Annotated in this window: 20 protein-coding genes and 1 tRNA gene; 20 read left to right on the top strand and 1 reads right to left on the bottom strand. The window is 46.4% G+C overall.

Annotated elements, in window-relative coordinates; all coding sequences use genetic code 11:
• Positions 1-78: 78 nt before the first annotated feature.
• On the bottom strand, positions 79-1,368 hold the full coding sequence (locus B158_RS0100645) for an HD-GYP domain-containing protein (RefSeq protein WP_018623387.1): 1,290 nt from the start codon (positions 1,366-1,368) through the stop codon (positions 79-81).
• 230 nt (positions 1,369-1,598) lie between these two features.
• Here B158_RS0100645 and ndhC point away from each other — a divergent pair, with 230 nt between their 5' ends.
• The 20 genes from ndhC to truB all read left to right on the top strand — a co-directional run bounded on the left by ndhC (position 1,599) and on the right by truB (position 23,039).
• Positions 1,599-1,955, top strand: a complete 357-nt coding sequence (gene ndhC / locus B158_RS0100640; protein ID WP_018623386.1) for an NADH-quinone oxidoreductase subunit A — start codon at positions 1,599-1,601, stop codon at positions 1,953-1,955.
• 94 nt (positions 1,956-2,049) lie between these two features.
• Positions 2,050-2,613: a NuoB/complex I 20 kDa subunit family protein gene (locus B158_RS0100635; RefSeq protein WP_018623385.1), complete on the top strand. Its 564-nt coding sequence runs from the start codon at positions 2,050-2,052 to the stop codon at positions 2,611-2,613.
• Positions 2,591-3,301: an NADH-quinone oxidoreductase subunit C gene (locus B158_RS0100630; protein WP_051082494.1), complete on the top strand. Its 711-nt coding sequence runs from the start codon at positions 2,591-2,593 to the stop codon at positions 3,299-3,301. The genes B158_RS0100635 and B158_RS0100630 overlap by 23 nt, the downstream gene beginning before the upstream one ends.
• Positions 3,294-4,547: an NADH-quinone oxidoreductase subunit D gene (locus B158_RS0100625; protein ID WP_018623383.1), complete on the top strand. Its 1,254-nt coding sequence runs from the start codon at positions 3,294-3,296 to the stop codon at positions 4,545-4,547. The genes B158_RS0100630 and B158_RS0100625 overlap by 8 nt, the downstream gene beginning before the upstream one ends.
• Positions 4,548-4,549: 2 nt before the next feature.
• Complete coding sequence (nuoE, locus tag B158_RS0100620; protein ID WP_018623382.1) at positions 4,550-5,044, top strand: NADH-quinone oxidoreductase subunit NuoE; 495 nt, start codon at positions 4,550-4,552, stop codon at positions 5,042-5,044.
• A 14-nt stretch (positions 5,045-5,058) separates the two neighbouring features.
• Positions 5,059-6,354 carry an NADH-quinone oxidoreductase subunit NuoF gene (gene nuoF / locus B158_RS0100615; RefSeq protein ID WP_018623381.1) on the top strand — a complete coding sequence of 432 codons (1,296 nt, stop codon included), beginning with the start codon at positions 5,059-5,061 and terminating at the stop codon, positions 6,352-6,354.
• A gap of 17 nt (positions 6,355-6,371) precedes the next feature.
• Positions 6,372-8,615, top strand: a complete 2,244-nt coding sequence (gene nuoG, locus B158_RS0100610; RefSeq protein ID WP_018623380.1) for an NADH-quinone oxidoreductase subunit NuoG — start codon at positions 6,372-6,374, stop codon at positions 8,613-8,615.
• On the top strand, positions 8,615-9,655 hold the full coding sequence (nuoH, locus tag B158_RS0100605) for an NADH-quinone oxidoreductase subunit NuoH (protein WP_018623379.1): 1,041 nt from the start codon (positions 8,615-8,617) through the stop codon (positions 9,653-9,655). The genes nuoG and nuoH overlap by 1 nt, the downstream gene beginning before the upstream one ends.
• A complete protein-coding gene (gene nuoI / locus B158_RS0100600) occupies positions 9,652-10,143 on the top strand; it encodes an NADH-quinone oxidoreductase subunit NuoI (RefSeq protein WP_018623378.1) in 492 nt (163 codons plus the stop codon). Before nuoH ends, nuoI begins: the two co-directional genes overlap by 4 nt.
• A 42-nt stretch (positions 10,144-10,185) precedes the next feature.
• Positions 10,186-10,866 carry an NADH-quinone oxidoreductase subunit J gene (locus B158_RS0100595; protein ID WP_018623377.1) on the top strand — a complete coding sequence of 227 codons (681 nt, stop codon included), beginning with the start codon at positions 10,186-10,188 and terminating at the stop codon, positions 10,864-10,866.
• On the top strand, positions 10,863-11,165 hold the full coding sequence (gene nuoK / locus B158_RS0100590) for an NADH-quinone oxidoreductase subunit NuoK (RefSeq protein ID WP_018623376.1): 303 nt from the start codon (positions 10,863-10,865) through the stop codon (positions 11,163-11,165). Before B158_RS0100595 ends, nuoK begins: the two co-directional genes overlap by 4 nt.
• Positions 11,165-13,183: an NADH-quinone oxidoreductase subunit L gene (gene nuoL, locus B158_RS0100585; protein ID WP_018623375.1), complete on the top strand. Its 2,019-nt coding sequence runs from the start codon at positions 11,165-11,167 to the stop codon at positions 13,181-13,183. The genes nuoK and nuoL overlap by 1 nt, the downstream gene beginning before the upstream one ends.
• 67 nt (positions 13,184-13,250) lie before the next feature.
• The gene (locus B158_RS0100580) at positions 13,251-14,768 is read left to right on the top strand and encodes an NADH-quinone oxidoreductase subunit M (RefSeq protein WP_018623374.1); all 1,518 of its coding nucleotides are present in this window, start codon (positions 13,251-13,253) and stop codon (positions 14,766-14,768) included.
• Positions 14,765-16,195, top strand: coding sequence for an NADH-quinone oxidoreductase subunit NuoN (gene nuoN / locus B158_RS0100575; protein ID WP_018623373.1), 1,431 nt, complete (start codon positions 14,765-14,767; stop codon positions 16,193-16,195). The genes B158_RS0100580 and nuoN overlap by 4 nt, the downstream gene beginning before the upstream one ends.
• Positions 16,196-16,519: 324 nt before the next feature.
• Positions 16,520-16,596 (top strand) — tRNA-Met (locus tag B158_RS0100570).
• Positions 16,597-17,058: 462 nt separating this feature from the next.
• Positions 17,059-17,511 carry a ribosome maturation factor RimP gene (rimP, locus tag B158_RS0100560; protein WP_018623371.1) on the top strand — a complete coding sequence of 151 codons (453 nt, stop codon included), beginning with the start codon at positions 17,059-17,061 and terminating at the stop codon, positions 17,509-17,511.
• A 43-nt stretch (positions 17,512-17,554) separates the two neighbouring features.
• Positions 17,555-19,048 (top strand): transcription termination factor NusA, encoded by a 1,494-nt coding sequence (gene nusA / locus B158_RS0100555; RefSeq protein WP_018623370.1) that lies wholly within the window; start codon positions 17,555-17,557, stop codon positions 19,046-19,048.
• 18 nt (positions 19,049-19,066) lie between these two features.
• The gene (gene infB, locus B158_RS0100550; RefSeq protein ID WP_018623369.1) at positions 19,067-21,700 is read left to right on the top strand and encodes a translation initiation factor IF-2; all 2,634 of its coding nucleotides are present in this window, start codon (positions 19,067-19,069) and stop codon (positions 21,698-21,700) included.
• A gap of 21 nt (positions 21,701-21,721) precedes the next feature.
• Positions 21,722-22,090, top strand: a complete 369-nt coding sequence (gene rbfA, locus B158_RS0100545; protein WP_018623368.1) for a 30S ribosome-binding factor RbfA — start codon at positions 21,722-21,724, stop codon at positions 22,088-22,090.
• Between the two features lie 22 nt (positions 22,091-22,112).
• Positions 22,113-23,039, top strand: coding sequence for a tRNA pseudouridine(55) synthase TruB (gene truB / locus B158_RS0100540; RefSeq protein ID WP_018623367.1), 927 nt, complete (start codon positions 22,113-22,115; stop codon positions 23,037-23,039).
• Positions 23,040-23,048 lie beyond the last annotated feature (9 nt).

The raw sequence follows: 23,048 nt of genomic DNA, 5'->3' as shown, positions 1-23,048 counted from the left end.
GTCGAATTTTTATACTATTCGCTTATAAAGGAGGGTGCAAGTGAAATTTTAGAATGGAAATCCAGTCAGAATAAAGACTTAGCCGTTTCCTCTAATGAAATCCTCTAGATTGATTTCTCGTGCACTGTCACGCAGCGGCTTTTTAATGGCATAAAGTTTATTGTCTTTATCGTATTGCTCTTTGGTGAGATCAATAACGATTGGGCGTCTGAACTTGCCCTCAGGGTCAAGAATGATTTCGATTTTTGGCTTAAGCTTTTGATCTGGGTTTGCTGCCAGCACAATGCCGGTTTCGCCATTAGTCATCTCCACCAGACTTCCTGGCGGGTAAATGCCGACCATCTGAATAAACTTCTCAACAAGCTCTGTATCAAAGTGAGTGCCTCTTTCTTTGAAAAGAATACCAAGAGCTTCTAGTGGGGCCAGACCATCACGAAAAGAACGGTCGCTGGTGATGGCATCATAGGCATCAATAATGCCGATAATCTTGGCATACATACCGATGCGTTCACTTTCAAGGCGCTGCGGATAACCTTTGCCGTCTACCCGTTCGTGGTGAGCGTGGGCAACGTCTGCAACAATTTCGTCAAAGCCACCATGTTGCTTGAGGAAAATATAGCCAAGTACCGTGTGCTCTTTCATGACCTTGAATTCATCATCGGTTAATGGCCCCGGCTTATTGAGAATTTCCGGTGGAATTTTCATTTTACCGACATCGTGCAATAAGCCGCACATACCGATTGATTCAAGTTCCTGGTGACTGAAGCCAAGCATCTGGCCGAAGGCAATGGCCATAATGCTGACGCGCAGGCAGTGCTCGGATGTATATTCATCACTGTCTTTAATGCGCGATAGCCAGAACATAGCATTTGGATTGGCCAAAATACTGGTCACGCATTCTGAGACCAGCTGCTTCGATTCTTCGATATCAATAGCTTTATTATTCTTTACTGCATCCAGTAGATTCTTAATGCTTTCTTTTGAAGCTTTGAAAATACGGTCAGCCCTTGGCAGCTCATCTTGCAAACTTTGACGAGCTTCTTCAGCTTCTGAACGTGATTGCTTATATTCAGCATTTGGATAGTCATGCTTGATGGTTTCCCAGTAGTCTTCATCTAGCTCGACATAAACATGATTACAGTAGACTGCAAGCGTATCCAGGTCTTCCTGATTCTGCAGAGGGAAACCCTGAAACAATACCGGCACTTCAGTCCAGGGACGATCCAGCTCAGCAATCTGCATGCCAAGCGTAAGTTCGTCAACAGGGATCTTGATTTTTACCAGGTGGGTACGTTTTTTCTTTTGAATGCCCGTATCCCGCACCTTGGAAGTATCGTCTTGCTCTTTTTTGCTTCGTTTAAAAATCATCGAGATACATTACTTGAGTCATATGAATCCATACTAAAATAATTCCTGTAAATAGCAAAGCGTTCTATAGCGCATTTTTGTAAGTTTGTGTTGTAATGCATATAAGCGTACCAGATTGGTGGGGATTGAGGGGCTAGCCAAATCCTCGAACTGCTGGTAAGGTATTCCGAAAATAAGTAGAAACTTATTGATAAATAAGGAAACAGGGCGCGCATGAGACTCATAACTTTATGATTGAACAATATGCACCAATCCTCGTTTTTATCATCATTGGGCTGTTATTCGGCGCAGGTCTGCTACTAGTCGGATATTTCGCCAGCCCAACCAATCCTGATCCCGCAAAAGAAACAGCCTTTGAATGTGGCTTTGATGCCTTTGAAGATTCGCGAATGAAATTTGATGTGCGATTTTATCTTGTCGCTATTCTATTCATTATATTTGATCTGGAAATTGCCTTCCTATTTCCATGGGCAGTGGTGTTTGATAATTTAGGCTGGTTCGGGGTTATCAGCATGGGTGTCTTTTTATTATTGTTGTTGATTGGATTTGCCTACGAGTGGAAAAAAGGAGCCCTGGAGTGGGAATAGTTATCACCAAATTAAATCACCAGAAAACCTTCACACTTGATTGGTTCAAAGCCCCTTCTATTCATCGATTGCAACTGGAACAATAGGTACACTAATGGGACTGGAAAAACAGCTACAGGGTGACGGATTTGTAACGACCAGTATCAAAGAACTCTTTGACTGGGCGCGCACAGGTTCAATGTGGCCAGTAACCTTTGGTCTAGCCTGCTGTGCGGTTGAGATGATGCATGCGGGTGCGGCCCGTTATGACATGGATCGCTTTGGGGTTATTTTCAGACCTAGTCCACGACAGTCAGATGTGATGATTGTGGCCGGTACTTTGACCAATAAAATGGCGCCAGCACTGCGTCGCGTGTATGACCAGATGCCTGATCCCAAGTGGGTTATTTCGATGGGATCCTGTGCTAATGGTGGCGGCTATTACCATTATTCCTATTCAGTTGTGCGTGGTTGTGATCGCATCATTCCTGTTGATATCTATGTTCCCGGTTGTCCGCCGAGTGCCGAAGCTTTGCTTTACGGAATTATTCAATTACAGAACAAGATTCGTCGCCAGAAAGTGATCCCACGTTCTTTGGAAAATTCAACAAAGGGTGAGCAGACAGATGTTGCCGAGCTGACACAATCCAAAAACAATGAAGGGGTGTCGCTTGGCTAAATCATTAGTAAACACTCTGGGTGAGATTTTTGGCGACAGGCTGATAGCTTGCGATAAAACTTTTGGCGAAGTAACCATTGAGGTTGCGAAAGATGACCTGATCGAGGTTGCCAAGGAACTACGTGACCATGATGACCTGAAATTCGAGCAGTTGATCGATCTGAGTGCGGTGGATTATCTGGCTTATGGTCAGGACGAATGGGCAACCACTGAAGCCACTGGAACTGGTTTTGGCCGTGCGCGCGAAGCGACCAGTTCAGCGGTCCATCAAGAATGGCAACGTGAGCGTTTTGCAGTGGTTTATCACCTACTATCCATTATTCATAACCGACGATTAAGAGTGAAATGCTTTGTGCAGGATAACCGTCCCACGTTGCCTTCGGTGGTTAACGTCTGGAACAGTGCTAACTGGTATGAGCGCGAGGCGTTTGACCTGTTTGGTATCTTATTCGAAGGTCATCCGGATTTACGCAGAATTTTGACCGACTATGGTTTTATCGGCCATCCTTTCCGCAAGGACTTCCCTTTAATCGGCAATGTTGAACTGCGCTATGATGCAAAACAGAAGCGTTGTGTCTATGAGCCGGTTTCCATTGAACCGCGCGTACTGGTGCCACGGGTAATCCGTAAGGAAAAGGACCCCACCATCTATGTGAGCAGTCCTGAACAGGGAGGCAAACGTGGCTGAAATTCGTAATTACACCATTAACTTTGGTCCGCAGCATCCAGCGGCACATGGCGTATTACGTCTTATTCTGGAAATGGATGGCGAAACAGTGGTGCGTGCTGATCCGCATGTGGGATTATTACACCGGGCGACAGAGAAGTTGGCTGAAAGTAAGCCATACAACCAAAGTATCGGTTATATGGATCGGCTCGATTATGTCTCCATGATGTGTAATGAGCACTCCTATGTTCTGGCAATTGAAAAGCTGATGGGTATTAAGCCACCCGAAAGAGCGCAATACATTCGCGTCATGTTCTCAGAAATTACCCGTATATTGAATCATCTGATGTGGCTCGGTGCTCATGCACTGGATATCGGTGCCATGACGGTATTTTTATATGCATTTAGAGAACGTGAAACACTGATGGATTGTTATGAAGCTGTCAGTGGGGCACGTATGCATGCGACTTATTTCCGTCCGGGTGGTGTGTATCGGGATCTGCCAGAAGAAATGCCTCAGTACAAGGTTTCGCCATTTACCAATGAGCGAAAGGCTGAAGAGCTTAATGCCAATCGCCAGGGTTCTTTGCTGGATTTCATCTGGGACTTTACCGAAACCTTCCCGGATCGTATTGATGAATATGAGGCGCTGTTAACTGAAAACCGAATCTGGAAACAGCGGACAGTTGGTATTGGCGTGGTAAGTCCTGAGCGTGCTCTGCAATTGGGATTCAGCGGCCCTATGTTACGCGGTTCTGGCATTGCCTGGGACCTTCGTAAAAAGCAGCCATATGAAGTTTATGACCGAATGGATTTCGATATTCCCATCGGTAAAACAGGTGACTGTTATGACCGCTATCTGGTACGGATGGAGGAAATGCGTCAGTCAAACCAGATTATTCGTCAGTGTGTGCAGTGGTTGCGTGAAAACCCCGGCCCAGTCATGTTAGAAAATCATAAAGTGACACCACCGGATCGCGAGACCATGAAACATGATATGGAATCGCTGATTCACCATTTTAAATTATTTACTGAAGGCTACTGTGTACCAGAAGGCGAGGCTTACGCTGCCATAGAACATCCAAAAGGTGAGTTTGGTGTCTATCTGGTGTCTGATGGTGCTAACAAACCTTATCGCGTCAAAATTAGGGCTGCAGGCTTCGCTCATTTGAGTGCCATGAATGAAATGGCTTCGGGGCACATGCTGGCTGATGTAGTGGCGATAATCGGTACACAGGACATCGTATTCGGAGAGATTGATCGATAACTATGAGCGCTAATGACTTAACAGAAATGGTATCCGCCGAGTCAATCAAGCAAATTGACCGTTGGATAGCGAAGTATCCCACTGAGCGAAAACGTTCAGCGATTATCCCTGTATTTACCATAGTACAGGAAGAGTTGGGTTACTTAAGTCGTGAAGCCATGGATGCGGTTGCTGACTATCTGGAAATACCGCATATTGGCGCCTATGAAGTCGCAACTTTTTACTCGATGTTTCGACTGGAACCAGGTGGAAAGCATGTGGTTTCTTTATGCACCAATGTGTCCTGTATGCTCGCTGGAAGTGGCAACTTGAAACAATGGTTCAAAGATGAACTGGGTATTGAGCCGGGCCAGACCACAGAAGATGGTCGAATCACTTTAAAAGAAGTCGAATGCATGGCCGCCTGCGGTGGCGCACCAATGTTGGAAGTCGATAAGCAGTATCACGAAAATTTAACCGTAGAAACGATGGCGGATTTAATCCGCGATCTGAGTTAGAGGTTAGTCAATTAATGGCAAACGAAGTCTGTTTTAGAACATTGCACCTGGATAAGCCCTGGACGCTTAAGACCTATGAGTCAGCGGGCGGCTATCGTATGTGGCGCAAGATTCTGGCAGAGAAAACGCCACCGGAAGAGATTATTGAAGAATTAAAACTGTCTGCTCTACGCGGTCGTGGTGGGGCTGGTTTCCCAACTGGGTTGAAATGGAGTTTTATGCCGCGACATGCGCCTGGACAAAAGTATGTGGTCTGTAATTCTGATGAAGGTGAGCCAGGCACATTCAAGGACCGTGATATTCTGCGTTTTAATCCTCATCAGCTGATAGAGGGGATGGCAATTGGTGGTTATGTCATGGGCGCAACCGTTGGCTATAACTATATGCGCGGTGAATTCTACGAGCCAATTGAACGCTTTGAGCAGGCACTGGAAGAAGCTTATAAAGAGGGTCTGCTAGGCAAGGATATCTTAGGCTCTGGAGTGGACTTTGATTTGCATAGTCACATTGGTGCCGGAGCCTATATTTGTGGTGAAGAAACTGCACTTCTGGAGTCGCTAGAAGGCAAAAAAGGCCAGCCTCGATTTAAGCCACCATTTCCGGCCAATTACGGTTTGTTTGGGCGCCCAACCAATGTCAATAACACTGAAAGTTTTGCCTCGGTGCCTGTGATTCTCGAGAAGGGTGGCAAGTGGTTTTTGGAACTGGGTAAAGAAAATAATGGCGGCACAAAAATCTTTTCCGTGTCAGGTCATGTTAATAAGCCCGGCAACTATGAAATTGGACTCGGCACACCTTTTAAAGATTTGTTGGAAATGGCTGGTGGCATGAAGGATGGCAAGAAGCTCAAAGCAGTTATTCCGGGAGGCTCCAGTGCTCCGGTGTTGCCAGCGGATGTGATGATGGATATCACCATGGATTACGATGCGATTGGTAAAGCCGGTTCGATGCTGGGTTCAGGCGCTGTCATCATCATGGATGAAGATACGGATATGGTTGAGGTGCTTGGTCGAATTGCCCATTTCTATTACGAAGAGTCCTGCGGGCAATGCACACCTTGTCGCGAAGGCACAGGCTGGATGTCACGGATGATTCATCGTATTGCAAATGGTCAGGGTAAAGAGAGCGATCTGAAAGATCTGAATGAAATAGCCGGCAATATTATGGGGCGCACCATTTGCGCGCTAGGTGATGCTGCGGCGATGCCAGTACAAAGTTTTATAAAGCACTTCAAAGATGAATTTGAAGCGAAGATTAAGCAAGCGGTTGCTACACAGGAGCAAACCGCGAAACACGCTGTTAATGAATAACGAGGCACGATGATTCTATGATTTCGATTGAAGTCGATGGTCGAAAAATTGAAGCCGAAGAAGGCTCAATGATTATCGAAGTGGCGGATGCCAATGGCATCACCATTCCTCGTTTCTGTTACCACAAGAAATTATCGATAGCCGCAAACTGCCGGATGTGTCTGGTCGAAGTTGAGGGCGTTAAGAAACCATTACCAGCGTGTGCAACTCCTATATCTGATGGGATGGTGGTAAAAACACAGTCTGATTTGGCTGAGGGTGGACAGAAGTCCGTGATGGAATTTCTGTTGATTAACCATCCGTTGGATTGCCCTATTTGTGATCAGGGTGGTGAGTGTGAGCTACAGGATCTGGCGATGGGTTATGGTCGCGACGTATCTCGCTTCTGCGAAGGAAAGCGTGCCGTTGTCGATAAGGACATAGGCCCATTAATTGAAACGGAGATGACACGCTGTATTCACTGCACTCGCTGCGTTCGTTTTGGCCGAGAAATTGCCGGTATTCGTGAGATGGGTGCGACTGGACGTGGTGAGCATATGGAAATCACCACTTTCATTGAAAAATCAGTGGATTCCGAAGTATCGGGTAACATTATTGACTTGTGTCCGGTCGGTGCATTGACCGCTAAACCATCGCGCTACCGAGCACGTGCCTGGGAAATGACTCAGTATGACTCAGTATCGCCGCATGACTGTATTGGTGCGAACCTGCACGTGCATACCCATCGCAACATGGTGATTCGAGTTGTGCCGAAAGAAAACGAGGCGGTTAATGAAGTCTGGTTGTCGGATCGCGACCGTTACTCCTACGAAGCAGTGACCATGCGTGATAACGATAATCGACGTTTGCAGGAGCCGATGCTGAAAGTTAATGGTGAGTGGCAGACCACTGACTGGGAAACGGCACTGGATAAAGTTGCCAGTAAGTTGAATATGATTGCACAGACCGATGGCGCAGAGCATATCGGAGCCATTTCAAGTCCGAGCGCTACGACCGAGGAAATGTATCTGCTACAAAAGCTAATTCGCGGTCTCGGTTCCAACAATATTGACCACCGCATTCGTATCAGTGACTACTCAATGCAGGATAATGAATCTCTGTTTCCTGAACTAAGCATTGAGCTATCAGAGCTTGAAGCTTTGGATGCCTGCCTGCTGGTGGGAAGTGATTTACGCAAGGACCAGCCGCTGGCTGCGCTGCGCGTGCGTAAAGCAACCCGTCACGGACAGATTGCCATTATTAATGCACGAAAAGTTTACAACAATTTCAATGTGCTGCATGAAATCGAAGCGACGCCAGCAGACTGGCTACAGCAGGTGGCTGGCGTGGCCAAGTATCTACTGGATGAAGCCATGGCGTCCGAAGATATCTCAGCAGACGGTCTGGGTTATGAAGGGTTGGATGAACTCTTGGCGAAGGTTTCGGTGGAACAGTCCCATATCAACATTGCCAAGATGCTACAGAAAGCTGAAAAGTCGGGTGTGGTTCTTGGTTTAAGCGCGCTTGAATTCAGTCATGCCGCAACCTTAAGAATGTTGTGTCGAGCCATAGCAGGTTTATCCGGAGCAACGTTCGGTATTATGACTCACGGCGGTAACAGTGCCGGAGCCTATCTTGCGGGTGCCATTCCGCATCGAGGCCCGGGTGGTGCTGATGTTGAAGAAGGCGGCCAAACTGCACAGCAAATGCTCGCCGAAGGTAAGAAAGCCTTCATTCTTCTGAAGACTGAAATTAGTAAAGAAGCTGTTAATGCCGAGCAGGCTAAAGCCAGTTTGCAGGCCAGTGAATTTGTGGTTGCTTTGACCAGTTACACGGACGATGAAGCGTTTGACTATGCGGATGTGATCCTGCCGATTGCCACCTTCCTAGAAAGTCCTGGTTCCTACGTCAATGTTAACGGGCATTGGCAGGATTTTAATGCCTGTGTTCAGGCGCCGGGCCAGGCCAAGCCTGCCTGGAAAGTATTGCGGGTCATGGGCAATTTGCTGGAACTGAAGAATTTTGATTATGTGTCAGCACAGGATGTGATGCAGGAAGTGAAAGGACGCATGGGTGCTGTTGGCGATCGGATTAAGGCGCGCTGGCAATGTCCTGAAAGTTTGCCAACAGATGGGCAATGCCCTGAACCACTGAATATTTATCAGGTGGACTGCTGGACACGACGTGCCAAAGCGCTACAAAAGTCAGCTTTGGCGGCTGGCAAGGAAGGACTGAAACGACCTAAGCTGAGCCCATTCCATAATATTCTGGGAGGCGTCTGATGATAGATATGATTGTCGACGGCCTCATTATTGGTTTTAAAATCAGCCTGATTTTACTGCCGTTGATATTGGCGGTGGCCTACACCACGTTCGCTGAAAGAAAGCTGATTGGCTATATGCAGTTACGGCTCGGGCCGAATCGAGTAGGGCCTAAAGGCTGGCTACAGCCTATAGCTGATGTCATCAAATTATTGATGAAGGAAATTGTCATTCCTTCAGGTGCCAATAAAGCATTATTTCTGATTGCTCCGGTCCTTTTTATTGCGCCTTCCTTTGCTGCCTGGGCAGTGATTCCCTTTAATGCCGAACTGGTACTGGCTGACATTAATGTCGGCCTGTTATATATCCTGGCGATGACTTCTATTGCAGTGTATGGCGTGATCATCGCGGGCTGGGCTTCTAATTCAAAATATGCGCTATTAGGTTCATTACGTTCTGCCTCGCAAATTGTGTCCTATGAAATTGCCATGGGGTTTGCACTGGTGGCGGTGCTGATGGCATCTGGCTCGATGAATCTCGGTGAGATTGTTAAAGCTCAGGAAGGACCGTTCTGGCACTGGTACTGGATTCCATTGCTGCCAATTTTGGCGGTGTACTGGATATCCGGGGTGGCCGAAACCAATCGCGCGCCGTTTGATCTGCCTGAAGGTGAATCGGAAATTGTCGCAGGCTTTCATGTGGAATACGCGGGTATCGGATTTGCCCTGTTCTTCCTTGCCGAATACGCCAACATGATTCTGATTTCGGTGCTTACTGCCTTATTCTTTTTTGGCGGTTGGCTCAATCCTTTTATGGGCATTCCTTATCTGGAAGCGGCCACTGACTGGATTCCCGGCACGGTCTGGTTATTACTTAAGGCGGCTTGGTTCCTGTTTATGATGATCTGGTTACGTGCGACCTTCCCACGCTATCGATATGACCAGGTGATGCGACTTGGCTGGAAAGTGTTTATCCCGGTTACTGTAGTCTGGTTGATCATTTTGACCTTTATGATTAAAGCTGGTGTGGGCCCATGGTTCACTGGGCGAGGTGTCTTATGAGCAGGATGCGTCGCTGGTTTCGTAGCTACTTCCTGACTGAGCTGATTCGTGGCCTGAGAATCACCTGGGCACATTTGCGTAAGCGCAAAGTGACGGTGCAGTATCCTGAAGAAAAAACACCTCAGTCACCGCGTTTCAGAGGTCTGCATGCGTTGCGCCGTTACCCGAATGGAGAAGAGCGCTGCATTGCCTGTAAGCTTTGCGAGGCAGTCTGTCCTGCGGCAGCGATTACGATAGAAGCCGGACCGCGGGAGAAGGATGGTACGCGTCGCACTACGCGCTACGAGATTGATATGTTTAAGTGCATCTACTGTGGCTTTTGCGAAGAATCATGCCCGGTAGATTCTATTGTAGAAACACGAATTTTTGATTACCACTTTGAAAAACGTGGTGACAATATCCTCACTAAAGAGCAATTACTGGCAATTGGTGATCGTTATGAAGCCATGATTGCTGAGGATCGAGCAAAAGATGCTAAATACCGTTAGGCAAAGCAGAACCGGAAAAAAAAGTAGAGAAAAAAAGCAGCTATGACCGTTGAGCAAATTGTATTTTATGTCTTCGCCACGCTGACCATAGTGTCGGCGCTGGGCGTTGTGACTGTGCGCAATTCGGTGCAGGCGGTGTTATGCCTGGTGCTGACTTTTTTCTCTGCGGCTGTGCTGTGGATGTTGCTGGAAGCTGAGTTTCTGGCCGTAGCACTGGTGCTGGTGTATGTAGGTGCCGTGATGGTGCTGTTCCTGTTTGTGGTCATGATGCTAGACGTGGACTTTGCCAGTTTAAAACAGGGCTTCACGCGCTATGTTCCTTTGGGAATTCTCATTGCGATTGGCTTGTTGATTGGCCTTTACTGGGTATTGCGCGGTGAACTGTTTGGACTGGAGGCAATGCCAGAGCCAGCGAAACATGCTGCGGATTATAGTAACGTCGAAAGTCTGGGGATGTTGCTCTACACCGATTACTTTTATGCATTCGAAATTGCCGGTGTGATACTTCTGGTTTCCATCGTCGCAGCCATTTCATTAACTTTCCGTGGCCGTCGCGAGCGTCGAGGGCAAAGCGTACCTAGCCAGCACAGAGCCAGCAAGGATGAGCGTCTGCACATTATCAAGATGGATGCAGAAGTTGCCCAGGATGACGAGTCCGAGACGGATGACTTGGAAAAAGCAGTGGGTGAAAAAAGTGGCCGGACAAAGGGAGAATCTTCATGAGTTTGACGCATTACCTGATGGTCAGCGCCATTTTGTTCTCAATCAGCGTGATTGGGATTGTGATAAATCGAAAGAATGTCATCACCTTGCTGATGTGTATTGAGCTGATGTTACTGGCGGTAAACACCAACTTTATTGCTTTTTCGCGCTACTTAAATGATGAGGTTGGCCAGATCTTTGTGTTCTTCATTTTGACAGTCGCTGCAGCGGAGGCGGCGATTGGTCTAGCCATTCTGGTTGTGTTGTTCCGCAGTAACAAAGATATCGACGTTGAAGAGCTTAGGGAGTTAAAAGGCTAATGAGCATGCAGACCCAGCTATTAATCATTGTGCTGGCTCCGTTGCTTGGAGCCATATTGGCAGGCCTGTTAGGCAAGCGGCTGGGTAAGCGATTAACGCATCGGTTAACGATACTGGGTGTTGCGGTATCATTCATTCTGTCACTCAGAGTCTTCTGGGGTTATCTCTATGGTAACGCCGAACCCGTTGATATGACGGTTTATCATTGGGCCAGCTTTTCGGAGCTATCAATACAGATTGGATTTATGATTGATAGCTTAAGTGCGCTGATGATGGTGGTGGTTACTTTCGTCAGTCTGATGGTGCACATCTATTCGATTGGTTATATGCATGATGACGATGGTTATCAGCGCTTCTTCAGTTATATCTCACTGTTTACTTTCTCGATGCTGATGCTGGTGATGGCCAATAATTTCCTGCAGTTGTTCTTTGGCTGGGAAGCGGTTGGTCTGGTGTCCTATCTATTAATCGGTTTCTGGTATCAGAAAGAAACGGCAATTTTTGCCAATATGAAGGCTTTTTTGGTTAATCGGGTCGGTGACTTTGGTTTTATCCTTGGCATTGGGGCGATTTTCCTACTCTTCGGTACTTTTGATTATGCTCCTATTTTTAAAACCATGGGGCAGGCTGAAGAGATTATGCAAATCAGTGAACGCAGTGCTGAAAATGCGCTGGGGCTGATGAGTCTTGATGGAAGTTTTGTGGCCTGGGGTGATACCAGCTGGCCAATTATTACCTTCATCTGTATCTGTCTGTTTATTGGTGCCATGGGTAAATCGGCGCAGGTTCCCTTGCATGTTTGGCTACCGGACTCGATGGAAGGCCCAACTCCAATTTCTGCCTTGATTCATGCAGCGACGATGGTAACCGCTGGCGTCTTCATGGTGGCGCGTATGTCACCACTATTCGAGTTCTCGGAAACGGCCTTAATGGTGGTAACCATAATCGGCGCTATCACGGCTTTATTTATGGGGCTGGTAGCCATTGTCCAGAACGATATTAAACGGATTATTGCCTATTCCACTTTATCTCAATTGGGTTACATGGTTGTTGCGCTTGGAGTTTCCGCCTACTCAGCGGCAATTTTCCATTTATTTACGCACGCCTTTTTTAAGGCGCTGCTGTTCCTCGGAGCTGGCTCCGTTATTGTAGCCCTGCATCACGAACAGAATATTCGAAAAATGGGTGGTCTCTATAAGCGTTTACCTTTGACCTACTGGACCACCTTAATAGGAACTCTGGCACTAATCGGTACGCCATTTTTCGCTGGCTTCTACTCAAAGGATGCCATCATTATGGCTACCGCTAACGCGCAAGGACCTGCCGCCAGTTTTGCCTATTTTGCAGTGATGGTTGGAGTGGTAGTGACGGCGCTATATAGCATTCGCATGTTACTGGTGGTGTTCCATGGCAAAAGCGCACTGGATGACGAACACTTAAACCAGATCACCGAGTCACCACGAGTCATTACCTGGCCATTAATAGCCTTAGCGGTACCATCCCTGGTGATTGGCTGGATCATGACTCAACCGATGTTGGATGGTAATTATTTTGCTGAGTCAATAACGGTGCTGACAGGCCACGATACCATGCAGGCTTTTCGTGAAGAGTTTACTGGCGCCATGAGTTTTGCCATGCATGGCTTCATGACACCTGTATTCTGGTTGATGATGCTTGGTGTCATTATTGCGGTGATATTTATCTGGTTGAAACCGGGATGGGGAATGGCAGCTGGAAAAATCCTGAGTCCAGTGAATCAGCTGTTACAGAAAAAATATTATTTTGACGAAATTAATCAGAAAATTTTCGCTAAGGGCACATACTCCCTGGGCGACATGCTTTGGCAATACGGAGATAAAGCTGTCATCGATGATGGAATCGTTAACAGTGGTGCTCAGACCGTAGGCCGTATCGGCAAAAAGTTACGCAAGCTGCAAACTGGTTATTTGTACCATTATGCACTGGTCATGGTGCTTGGACTGATAGCACTTCTATTGTGGCTGATGCTGCGAAATTAATGTGGGACATTGTGATGCGTCATCAATTTTCAAACCAACAATTTAAAAGGATGAAGAGTAATACACTATGTTAGAACAACTCCCCATCCTCAGTTTGTTGATATGGATTCCCGTAATCGGTGGACTGGTGATTATGTTTGGTCCCGGAGACCGTTTACTGGCGGTTAGCCAGCGACTTGGTCTGTTTCTCGGCATCCTAACTTTATTCTTGAGCTGTTGGCTGGGCTGGGCATTTGCTACTGATACTGCCCAGATGCAGTTTATGGAAAACAATCGATGGATTCCTTCGCTAAATATTCACTATGCCTTGGCGATTGATGGCATATCACTACCACTTATAGTTCTGACCAGTCTCATTGGTTTGTTGGTGCTTATCAGTGCGACAGCAGCAATCAAAAAGCGTCAGTCACAATACTTTGCAGCCGTGCTGATGCTAACTGGACTTATGAATGGGGTGTTTGCAGCACAGGATGCGATTCTGTTCTATGTTTTCTGGGAAGCCATGTTGATTCCCATGTTCCTGTTGATAGGAATCTGGGGTGGTCCTAATCGTGTTTATGCCACCGTAAAATTTTTCCTGTTTACATTTTTTGGTTCAATTTTCATGCTGGTGGCGCTGATCTATATGGGCCGTGAAGCTGATAGCTTTGCCATTTATGACTTGCAGAATCTACCCTTGTCACTCACCGAGCAGAAATGGATTTTCTTTGCCTTTCTGTTGGCTTTTGCAGTAAAAATTCCAATGTTCCCAGTGCATACCTGGCTACCGGATGCGCATGTTGAGGCACCAACTGGCGGGTCGGTGATACTGGCTGCGATTATGCTGAAAATGGGCGGTTATGGCTTCCTGAGATTCAGCTTGCCAGTAACTCCTGACGCAGTGGCTGAGTATGCATACTGGATTATTCTGTTCTCCCTGATTGCGATTGTATATGTCGGCCTGGTGGCATTAGCTCAAAAAGATATGAAAAAGCTAATTGCCTACTCGTCGATTGCGCACATGGGGTTTGTCACGCTTGGCACCTTCATTATTGTTTACCTGACTGCCAGTCAGGCACAGTCAATGGCCTTGCAGGGAGCCATGGTGCAAATGATTTCACATGGCCTTGTTTCAGGTGCTCTATTCTTCTCGATTGGTGTATTGTACGACCGCATGCATAGTCGTGAGATTGCTGATTATGGTGGGGTAGTAAATTCGATGCCGATTTTCGCATCCTTGCTAATGTTATTTATTCTGGCAAATGCGGGATTACCTGGCACATCGGGTTTTGTGGGCGAATTTTTTGTCATTATTGCCTCGTTCCAGGCGGACTGGCGAATTGCGATGGTGGCAGCGCTGACACTGATTCTGGCGGCAGCCTATAGCCTGTGGGTTTATAAGCGTGTCATCTTTGGTAAGACTGCCAGTGAAGCGGTTGCACGACTTGAGGATGTCACCAAGCGCGAGCGTTTGGTGCTATTTACTTTGGCGATACTGATTATTGCCCTGGGTGTCTACCCGCAACCATTGATCGAAATTATGCAGCCAAGCCTTGAAAAAATTATTGAATCAGCAACATTGACTAAAATCGGGGGGCTTGGATGAACATTGATTTGATGCCGATGTTGCCGGAACTGTTTTTATTAACAGCAACCTGTATTCTGCTGTTGATTGATGTATTTTCAAAAGACTTTGACCGCTTGCAAACCTATCGCCTGGCGCAGCTTAGCCTGTTGATTACTGGAGTCATGGTGATTGCCCAGTTTCCGGACTTGCAGTACCACCTCTATCAACGTCATTTTATTCTCGACCCCATGGCGGGTATTGTTAAAGTCAGCGTCATTGCTTTAAGCATGGTAGGCATGATGTTTGCGCGCCCTTATATTTTGCAGCGACCCATCTTGCGCGGTGAATATTTTATCCTTCATCTCTTTGCCGTACTTGGCATGATGGTACTGGCTGGAGGTGGCAGCCTGCTGACTCTGTATCTTGGGCTTGAGCTGTTATCGCTCAGTTTATACGCATTAGTTGCCATGCACAGACACTCAACTCTGGCCTCGGAAGCTGCCGTCAAATATTTTGTGATGGGTGCGATTGCTAGTGGCTTCCTGTTATATGGAATGTCCATGGTCTATGGGGTTACAGGCAAAATACACATCACCGATATTGCGCTCTATCTAGAAACCCATCAGGCAAGTCTGACGCTGCGCTTTGGTCTGGTCTTTATGGTGGTTGCGATGGCTTTTAAGTTTGGAGCTGTGCCGTTCCAGATGTGGGTACCAGATGTTTATCATGGTGCGCCAACTTCAGTCACTGCCTTTATTGCCTCAGCGCCAAAAATTGCAGCTTTTGCACTGGTTATACGAATCTTAGGTTATGGCTTTGAACAGGTATTGATTGACTGGCAGGGAATGCTGATCATCATGGCTACATTGTCGATAGTAATAGGTAACCTGGTGGCGCTGGCACAGGATAACATCAAACGACTGCTAGCCTATTCTGCGATTGCTCATGTAGGTTATTTCCTGCTGGGCATCATCGCGGGCACAGGCGCCGGTTATTCTGCCTCATTCTTTTATATTATTACCTACGCCATCATGTCTCTGGGTGGGTTCGGCTGTTTGATTTACCTGGCTAAAGGCAAGCAGGAAGTTGAATTAATTAGTGAGTTAAAAGGACTGGGACAACGCAACCCATGGGGTGGCCTGTTAATTAGCTTCTTGTTTCTGTCGATGGCGGGTATTCCTCCATTCGTTGGTTTCTGGGCAAAGCTTGAGGTCATTCGAGCGGTACTCGATGTTGATTTAGTCTGGTTAGCAGTACTGGCAGCAGTGATGTCGGTGGTGGGACTCTTCTATTACCTAAAAGTGGTAAAAGTCATATTCTTTGATGCCCCTGAGAGCGAAATTAAGGTTAAAGCAGAACGTGGTCTGCGTTTAGCACTCGGAATTACAGGCGTTGCAGTGGTTGCGCTGGGCCTGTTTCCAGCACAGCTTCTTGAGGTTTGCCGTCAGGCTTTTCAGTACCTCTAAGGCTAAAGCACCTGAATCCTTGTAAGTAATTTGAGCAAATTCAGGTGCTATGGAAAAGATAGTGAATATAAATCTGCATGGCCCTTGTCAAAACATTATAAATGCGTATAATGCCGCTCTGTCGATTGGGAGCTAACTTGAAATTTTCAAGAAAATCCCAACTTATAAATAAGACCAGATATTTATAAGTGTCGAAAAGAATTGATGCGGTATGGAGTAGCTTAGTAATTGTAGGACTCCAAACTGCAAGAGGCGAAGGTCGCACGACCTGAGGCTTGTGAGTATTACCAGAAGCTCATAAGTTTGTTCTCAAGAAAGTATTGATGCGGGGTGGAGCAGCCTGGTAGCTCGTCGGGCTCATAACCCGAAGGTCGTTGGTTCAAATCCAGCCCCCGCTACCAAATTTAAGAGAAAAGCAATTGGTAGGTGCCCGACGATGTCGGTCTCAGCTTTTCTTTCGGCGCAGCCGCTGAAGGTCGTTGGTATAAATCCAGCCCCCGCTACCANATTTAAGAGAAAAGCAATTGGTAGGTGCCCGACGATGTCGGTCTCAGCTTTTCTTTCGGCGCAGCCGCTGAAGGTCGTTGGTATAAATCCAGCCCCTGCTACCACTTTTAAGTTAAGGGCATAAGTTCCTTAATTTGCTCAGAGAATATAAATTGACTGAGCTTTATTGATGAATATAATAATAAGGCCCCTTCATAGGGGCCTTATTTTTTCTGAGCTGTTTTTTAGATTGAAGCTCAAGTGGGCAATGGCGCTGCCTTTGACCCATCACATGAATCATTTTGCTGATGGGCCTTTTTAGGCCCATTTTTGTATGTAAAAAAAGCTTGTAAAAGCAAATAGTTATAGAGTTACTGATGGCTAGAAATGCTGATTTAGAAAATATTATCCGCCCTGCAGTTGAAGCAGCTGGCTTTGAGTTCTGGGGCTTAGAGTACCTTTCTCAAGGCAAGCACTCGATATTGCGGGTGTTTATTGATCACGAAAATGGTATTTCAGTGGATGACTGTGCTGAAGTGAGCCATCAGGTGAGTGGTGTTCTCGATGTAGAAGACCCTATTAAGGGACTCTACAACCTGGAGATTTCATCACCAGGAATGGACCGCCCATTGTTTAATGAGCAGCAATTTGCCCGTTATGTGGGTGAAGACACTGAAGTGAAACTGTCAGTGCCATTAAATGGCCGACGCAAGTTTAAAGGGACTATCGAGCAGGTTGAGGCGGGAGTTTTGTCGCTTCGAGTCGATGGTGAAGTTTATGAGATCAATTGCCAGCAGGTTGATAAAGCGCATTTGATCCCTAAGTTTTAGTCTTAATTGATGAAGATCAGGTATTGATTAAAGGTTAACACGTATGAGCAATAAAGAAATTTTGTTAGTGGTTGAAGCTGTATCCAATGAGAAGGATGTACAGCCTGAAGTCATTTTTGGCGCTATTGAAGCTGCCTTGGCCACTGCCACAAAGAAAAAGCATGGCGTTGATATTGACGTACGTGTTGATATTGATCGCGATACAGGGGATTACGATACATACCGTCGTTGGACAGTGGTAGCCGATGATGCGGTTGAAGATCCTTTAACAGAAACAACATTGTCAGCTGCTCAAGTTGAAGATCCTGAGATCCAATTAGGAGATTACGTTGAAGAGCAGATCGAGTCGATTGAGTTCGGTCGTATTGCTGCGCAAACCGCAAAACAGGTTATCGTACAGAAAGTTCGTGAAGCTGAGCGTGCAAAAACTGTTGAAGCTTTCCGCGACAAAGTCGGCGAGCTAGTCACAGGTGTTGTGAAAAAAGTAACGCGCGACTATATCTTCATTGATTTGGGTAATAACGCTGAAGCGGTTATCCAGAGAGAAGAAATGATGCCGCGCGAGACAGTTCGAGCCGGCGATCGTGTACGTGGTTTGTTATATGCCATCAGTACTGAAAACCGTGGCCCACAATTATTTGTGAGCCGTACTCGTCCAGAAATGTTGGAAGAGCTTTTCCGTATTGAAGTTCCGGAAATCGGCGAAGAAGTTATTGAAATTAAGGGTGCTGCCCGTGACCCAGGTTCACGCGCTAAAGTTGCTGTTAAAACAAATGACAAGCGTATTGATCCTGTTGGTGCCTGTGTTGGTATGCGTGGCGCCCGTGTGCAGGCTGTTACTGGCGAGTTAAATGGCGAGCGTATTGATATCGTGCTTTATGATGACAATCCAGCCCAGTATGTGATTAATGCTATGGCTCCTGCAGAAGTGGTTTCAATCGTTGTTGATGAAGATTCTCGTAGCATGGATATTGCTGTGAGTGAAGACCAGCTAGCGCAGGCCATTGGTCGAAATGGACAGAACATTCGTCTAGCCAGTGAATTAACCGGCTGGGAATTAAATGTCATGACTGAGGAAGATTTTGCAACTAAGAATCAGTCAGAAACTGAGTCAATTGTATCAATGTTTGTGGCGGATCTAGGTGTTGATGAAGATTTGGCGGACATACTGGTTCAAGAAGGCTTCACCACTCTTGAAGAAGTTGCCTATGTACCGCAATCTGAAATGCTTGAAATCGAAGGTTTCGATGAAGATCTTGTGGAAGCTTTGAAGTCACGCGCCAAAGATGTGTTATTAACAAAAGCGATAGCAAGTGAAGAACAGCTGGAAGAAGCTGAGCCAGCAGAAGATTTATTAAATATGGAAGGTATGGATCGTCACCTGGCGTTTGTTCTTGCGAGCAAAGGCATTGTAACGATGGAAGATTTAGCAGAGCAGTCAGTGGATGAGCTTGTAGAAATCGATGAACTTGATGAAGAGCGTGCCGCGAAGTTGATTATGACCGCGCGTGCTCCTTGGTTCGAGGAGCAGGAATAATATAGCGGGGGATAGCGAATGTCGAAAATTACAGTAAAAGATCTGGCTGAAACCGTCAAAACTCCAGTTGAAAAACTCATGGAGCAATTGTCGGCAGCTGGAATAAAAGTTAAAGGTCCCGAAGATGCCATTACGGATGAGCAGAAAAAGTCTTTATTGGCTTATTTGCAAAAAAGCCACGGTGGTTCTGAAAGTACTGGCCCGAAAAAAATTACGCTTAATCGTACTCAAAAGAGCACTTTAAGTGTGACGAGTGCTGAGGGTAAGAAAAAATCAGTACAGGTTGCAGTAAAGAAAAAACGCACCTATGTAAAACGTTCCAGTGAAGAGTTAGCCAAGTTAGCGGCGGAAGAAGAAGCTGAGCGTAAAGCGCAAGAAGAAGCTAAGCGTAAGGCAGAAGAGGAAGCCAAGCGTAAGGCAGAAGAGGAAGCTAAGCGTCAGGCAGAAGAGGAAGCCAAGCGCAAGGCTGAAGAAGAGGCTAAACAGAAAGCTCAAGAAGCTAAGCAGGGCGAAGAGGACAGCGAGCCAGAAGAAAAGCCAGCGAAAAAAACTGAGCCGGCACGTGAAGAGAAAAAGGACGACAAGCAAGGTAAGCCATCAAAGGCTAAGCCAAAATCAAAGTCACGCTTTGACGATGATGACGATGAAGAAGTTGTTGTTAAAAAGCCTAGCAAGCCTAAAGGTCCAGTTAAGCCAATGTCTATAGCTGACTTTGAAGAGAAGAGCGGGCATCGCAAAAAGAAACGTAAGAAAGGTAAAAAGAAAACTTCAGATGTGGACCTGGTTGCAGGTGCAATTGAAGACAGTAAGCGCGGTGTAGTGATTGAACAGAAAGTATATCAGGCACCAGAAGCTATGAAAAAACACGGTTTCAAGAAACCAACAGATACAATCATTCATGAAGTAGAAATTCCGGAAACCATCACTGTTGGTGAGCTTGCAAAAGCCATGACAGTTAAAGCTCCGGAACTCATGAAAGCAATGATGAAAGTGGGCGTTATGGCCACTATCAACCAGTCGCTTGATCAGGAAACGGCAAGCTTGATCGTTGAAGAGATGGGGCATAAGCCTGTGCTCGTTAATGAAAACGAGATGGAAGAGAAAGCCTTATCGGAAGCGCACGATGAAACGGGTGAAACTAAACCACGCGCGCCAGTTGTTACCATCATGGGTCACGTTGACCACGGTAAAACATCGCTACTGGATTACATTCGTGCCAGTCACGTTGCATCAGGCGAAGCGGGTGGTATTACTCAGCATATCGGTGCTTATCATGTTGAAACTGATAAAGGCATGATTACCTTCCTTGATACTCCTGGTCACGCAGCGTTTACCGCAATGCGTGCACGTGGTGCGGAAGTGACCGATATTGTCGTTCTTATTGTTGCAGCCGATGATGGTGTAATGCCCCAAACTGTTGAAGCAGTACAGCATGCTAAAGCAGCCGGCGTACCAATGATTGTTGCGGTAAACAAGATTGATAAAGAAGAAGCTGATCCGGATCGTGTGAAGAATGAATTGTCACAACACGATGTTATCCCAGAAGATTGGGGCGGTGACGTACAGTTCGTTCACGTATCCGCGAAAAGTGGTCAGGGCGTTGACGATTTGCTCGACTCAATTCTACTTCAGTCTGAAGTATTAGAATTGAAAGCCTCTGATGAAGGAGCTGCGAAAGGTTTCGTCATTGAAGCTCGACTTGATAAAGGTCGTGGTGCAGTTGCATCTATCCTAGTTCAGAAAGGTCAGTTGAGGAAAGGCGACATCCTATTGGCTGGTACACACTATGGTCGTGTCCGTGCATTGCTAGACGAAAATGGTGAATCAATTGAGTCGGCAGGCCCATCAATTCCGGTTGAGGTTCTAGGCCTGTCGGGCGTACCGGTGGCTGGTGATGAGGCAACTGTGGTTGCTGATGAACGGACTGCACGTGAAATTGCAGATCGTCGTGAGCAAAAACAGCGTGAAGAATTCCAGGCGCGTCAGCAGAAAGCTAAACTTGAAAATATGTTTGCCAACATGGGTAACGATGAGGAAACACAACAGCTCAACGTTATCATTAAAGCAGACGTACAGGGTTCGGTTGAAGCCTTGAACAAGTCATTGGTTGATTTGGCTACTGAAGAAGTTGAAGTCAAAGTCATATCAAGTGGAGTAGGCGGTATTAAGGAAACTGATGTTTCTCTAGCTGCAGCTTCCAATGCCATCATCATCGGCTTTAACGTTCGTGCAGATTCGGCATCTCGTAAGTTAGCGGAAAAAGAAGCAGTTGAAATCCGTTATTACAGTGTAATTTACGAAGCAATTGAAGAAGTTAAGGCGGCACTTGGTGGTATGTTATCACCAGAATCGCGTCAGGAAATTATTGGCCTGGCAGAGGTGCGTGATGTCTTTAAGTCGCCTAAGTTGGGCGCCATTGCTGGCTGTATGGTAGTTGAAGGTGTTGTTAAGCGTCACAACCCAATCCGTGTATTACGTGATGACGTTGTTATCTATGAGGGCGAGCTGGAATCGCTACGCCGTTTCAAAGATGACGTGAACGAAGTTCGTAATGGTATGGAATGTGGTATCGGCGTTAAGAACTACAATGATGTGAAGCCTGGTGACAAGATCGAGGTATTCCAGATTGTTGAAGTTCAACGTACTCTATAATTGGTAATTGGGTAGATAAAAATGTCACAAGCACGCGCACAAAGAGTTGCTGATCAAATCCAACGTGAGTTGGCGGTATTGCTTCAACGAGAAGTGAAAGACCCTCGATTGGGAATAGTCACTGTCTCTGCAGTAGAGGTCACCAGTGATCTTCAGAATGCGAAAGTGTTTGTGACTTTTTTAGGTAAAGATGATGAGCAGGAGATTAAGCAGGCGTTGGAAGTTCTTTCTGGCGCTGCTGGTTTCCTACGTTCTCAATTAGCAAAATCCATCCGTATGCGTAGTGTTCCAAGCCTGCGCTTTTTATTTGATAAGTCGATTGTCGAAGGCCAAAGAATGTCATCCTTGATTGAAAAGGCCATTTCAGAAGACGAGTCGAAAAAATCATAGTTTAGATTTCCGGAGAAAGACCATGGGCAGACGTCGTAAACGCGGTCGCGATATTACGGGCATCCTGCTATTGGATAAACCCACCGACATTACTTCCAATAAAGCACTGCAACAAGCCAAGTTTTTGTATTTCGCAGCAAAAGCTGGCCACACAGGTGCATTGGATCCAATTGCTACCGGTGTGTTACCCATTTGCTTTGGCGAGGCCACCAAGTTTTCGCAATATCTGCTCAATGCCGATAAGAAATATCGTGTAACTGCAAAGCTGGGTGAAAAGACCACCACAGCTGATCGCGAAGGCGAAGTCATCGAAAGCAAACCAGTTGATGTAACAGAAGAGCAACTTGTCAAAGTACTGCAACAATTTAAAGGTACTATCAGCCAGGTTCCATCGATGTATTCAGCCTTAAAGAAAGATGGTGTGCCTCTTTATAAGTTGGCTCGTAAAGGTATTGAAGTTGAAAGGGACGCACGCGAAGTGGATATTTACTCACTTGAGCTGGTGACTTTTAGCGATGACGAATTTGTGCTGGATGTACATTGTTCAAAGGGAACTTATGTACGAAATCTGGTCGAAGATATTGGTGATGAGCTGGGTTGTGGTGCACATGTGTTAGAATTACGTCGCACTGCAGTTGGGGACTTTAATCTTGGACAGACTGTCACCCTGGCGCATCTAGAAGAATTAAAGCAGGTTGATGCCAAGCTGGAAATGGATGAGCTGTTACTTCCCGTTGAGCAGGCATTAAGCCATATGCCGCTCGTTCAATTAACGGATGATGAAGCCTATTATATTCGGTTAGGCCAGGCGGTGCAGATTGCCGGAGTGCCAATTGATGGCAGTGTTGGCCTATTGCATGATGATCAATTTATTGGTGTAGGTGTTATCAATGATGATGGCAAAGTTGCACCAAGCCGCCTAATCAGAACCGATGAGGCGAGTGTATAAAAAATGAAA

The sequence above is a fragment of the Kangiella aquimarina DSM 16071 genome, assembly GCF_000374105.1.
In the GTDB taxonomy this organism is placed as follows: Bacteria; Pseudomonadota; Gammaproteobacteria; order Enterobacterales; family Kangiellaceae; genus Kangiella; species Kangiella aquimarina.
Note: the sequence above shows the minus strand (reverse complement) of the source record. Positions and strands in the feature narration are given on the sequence as shown.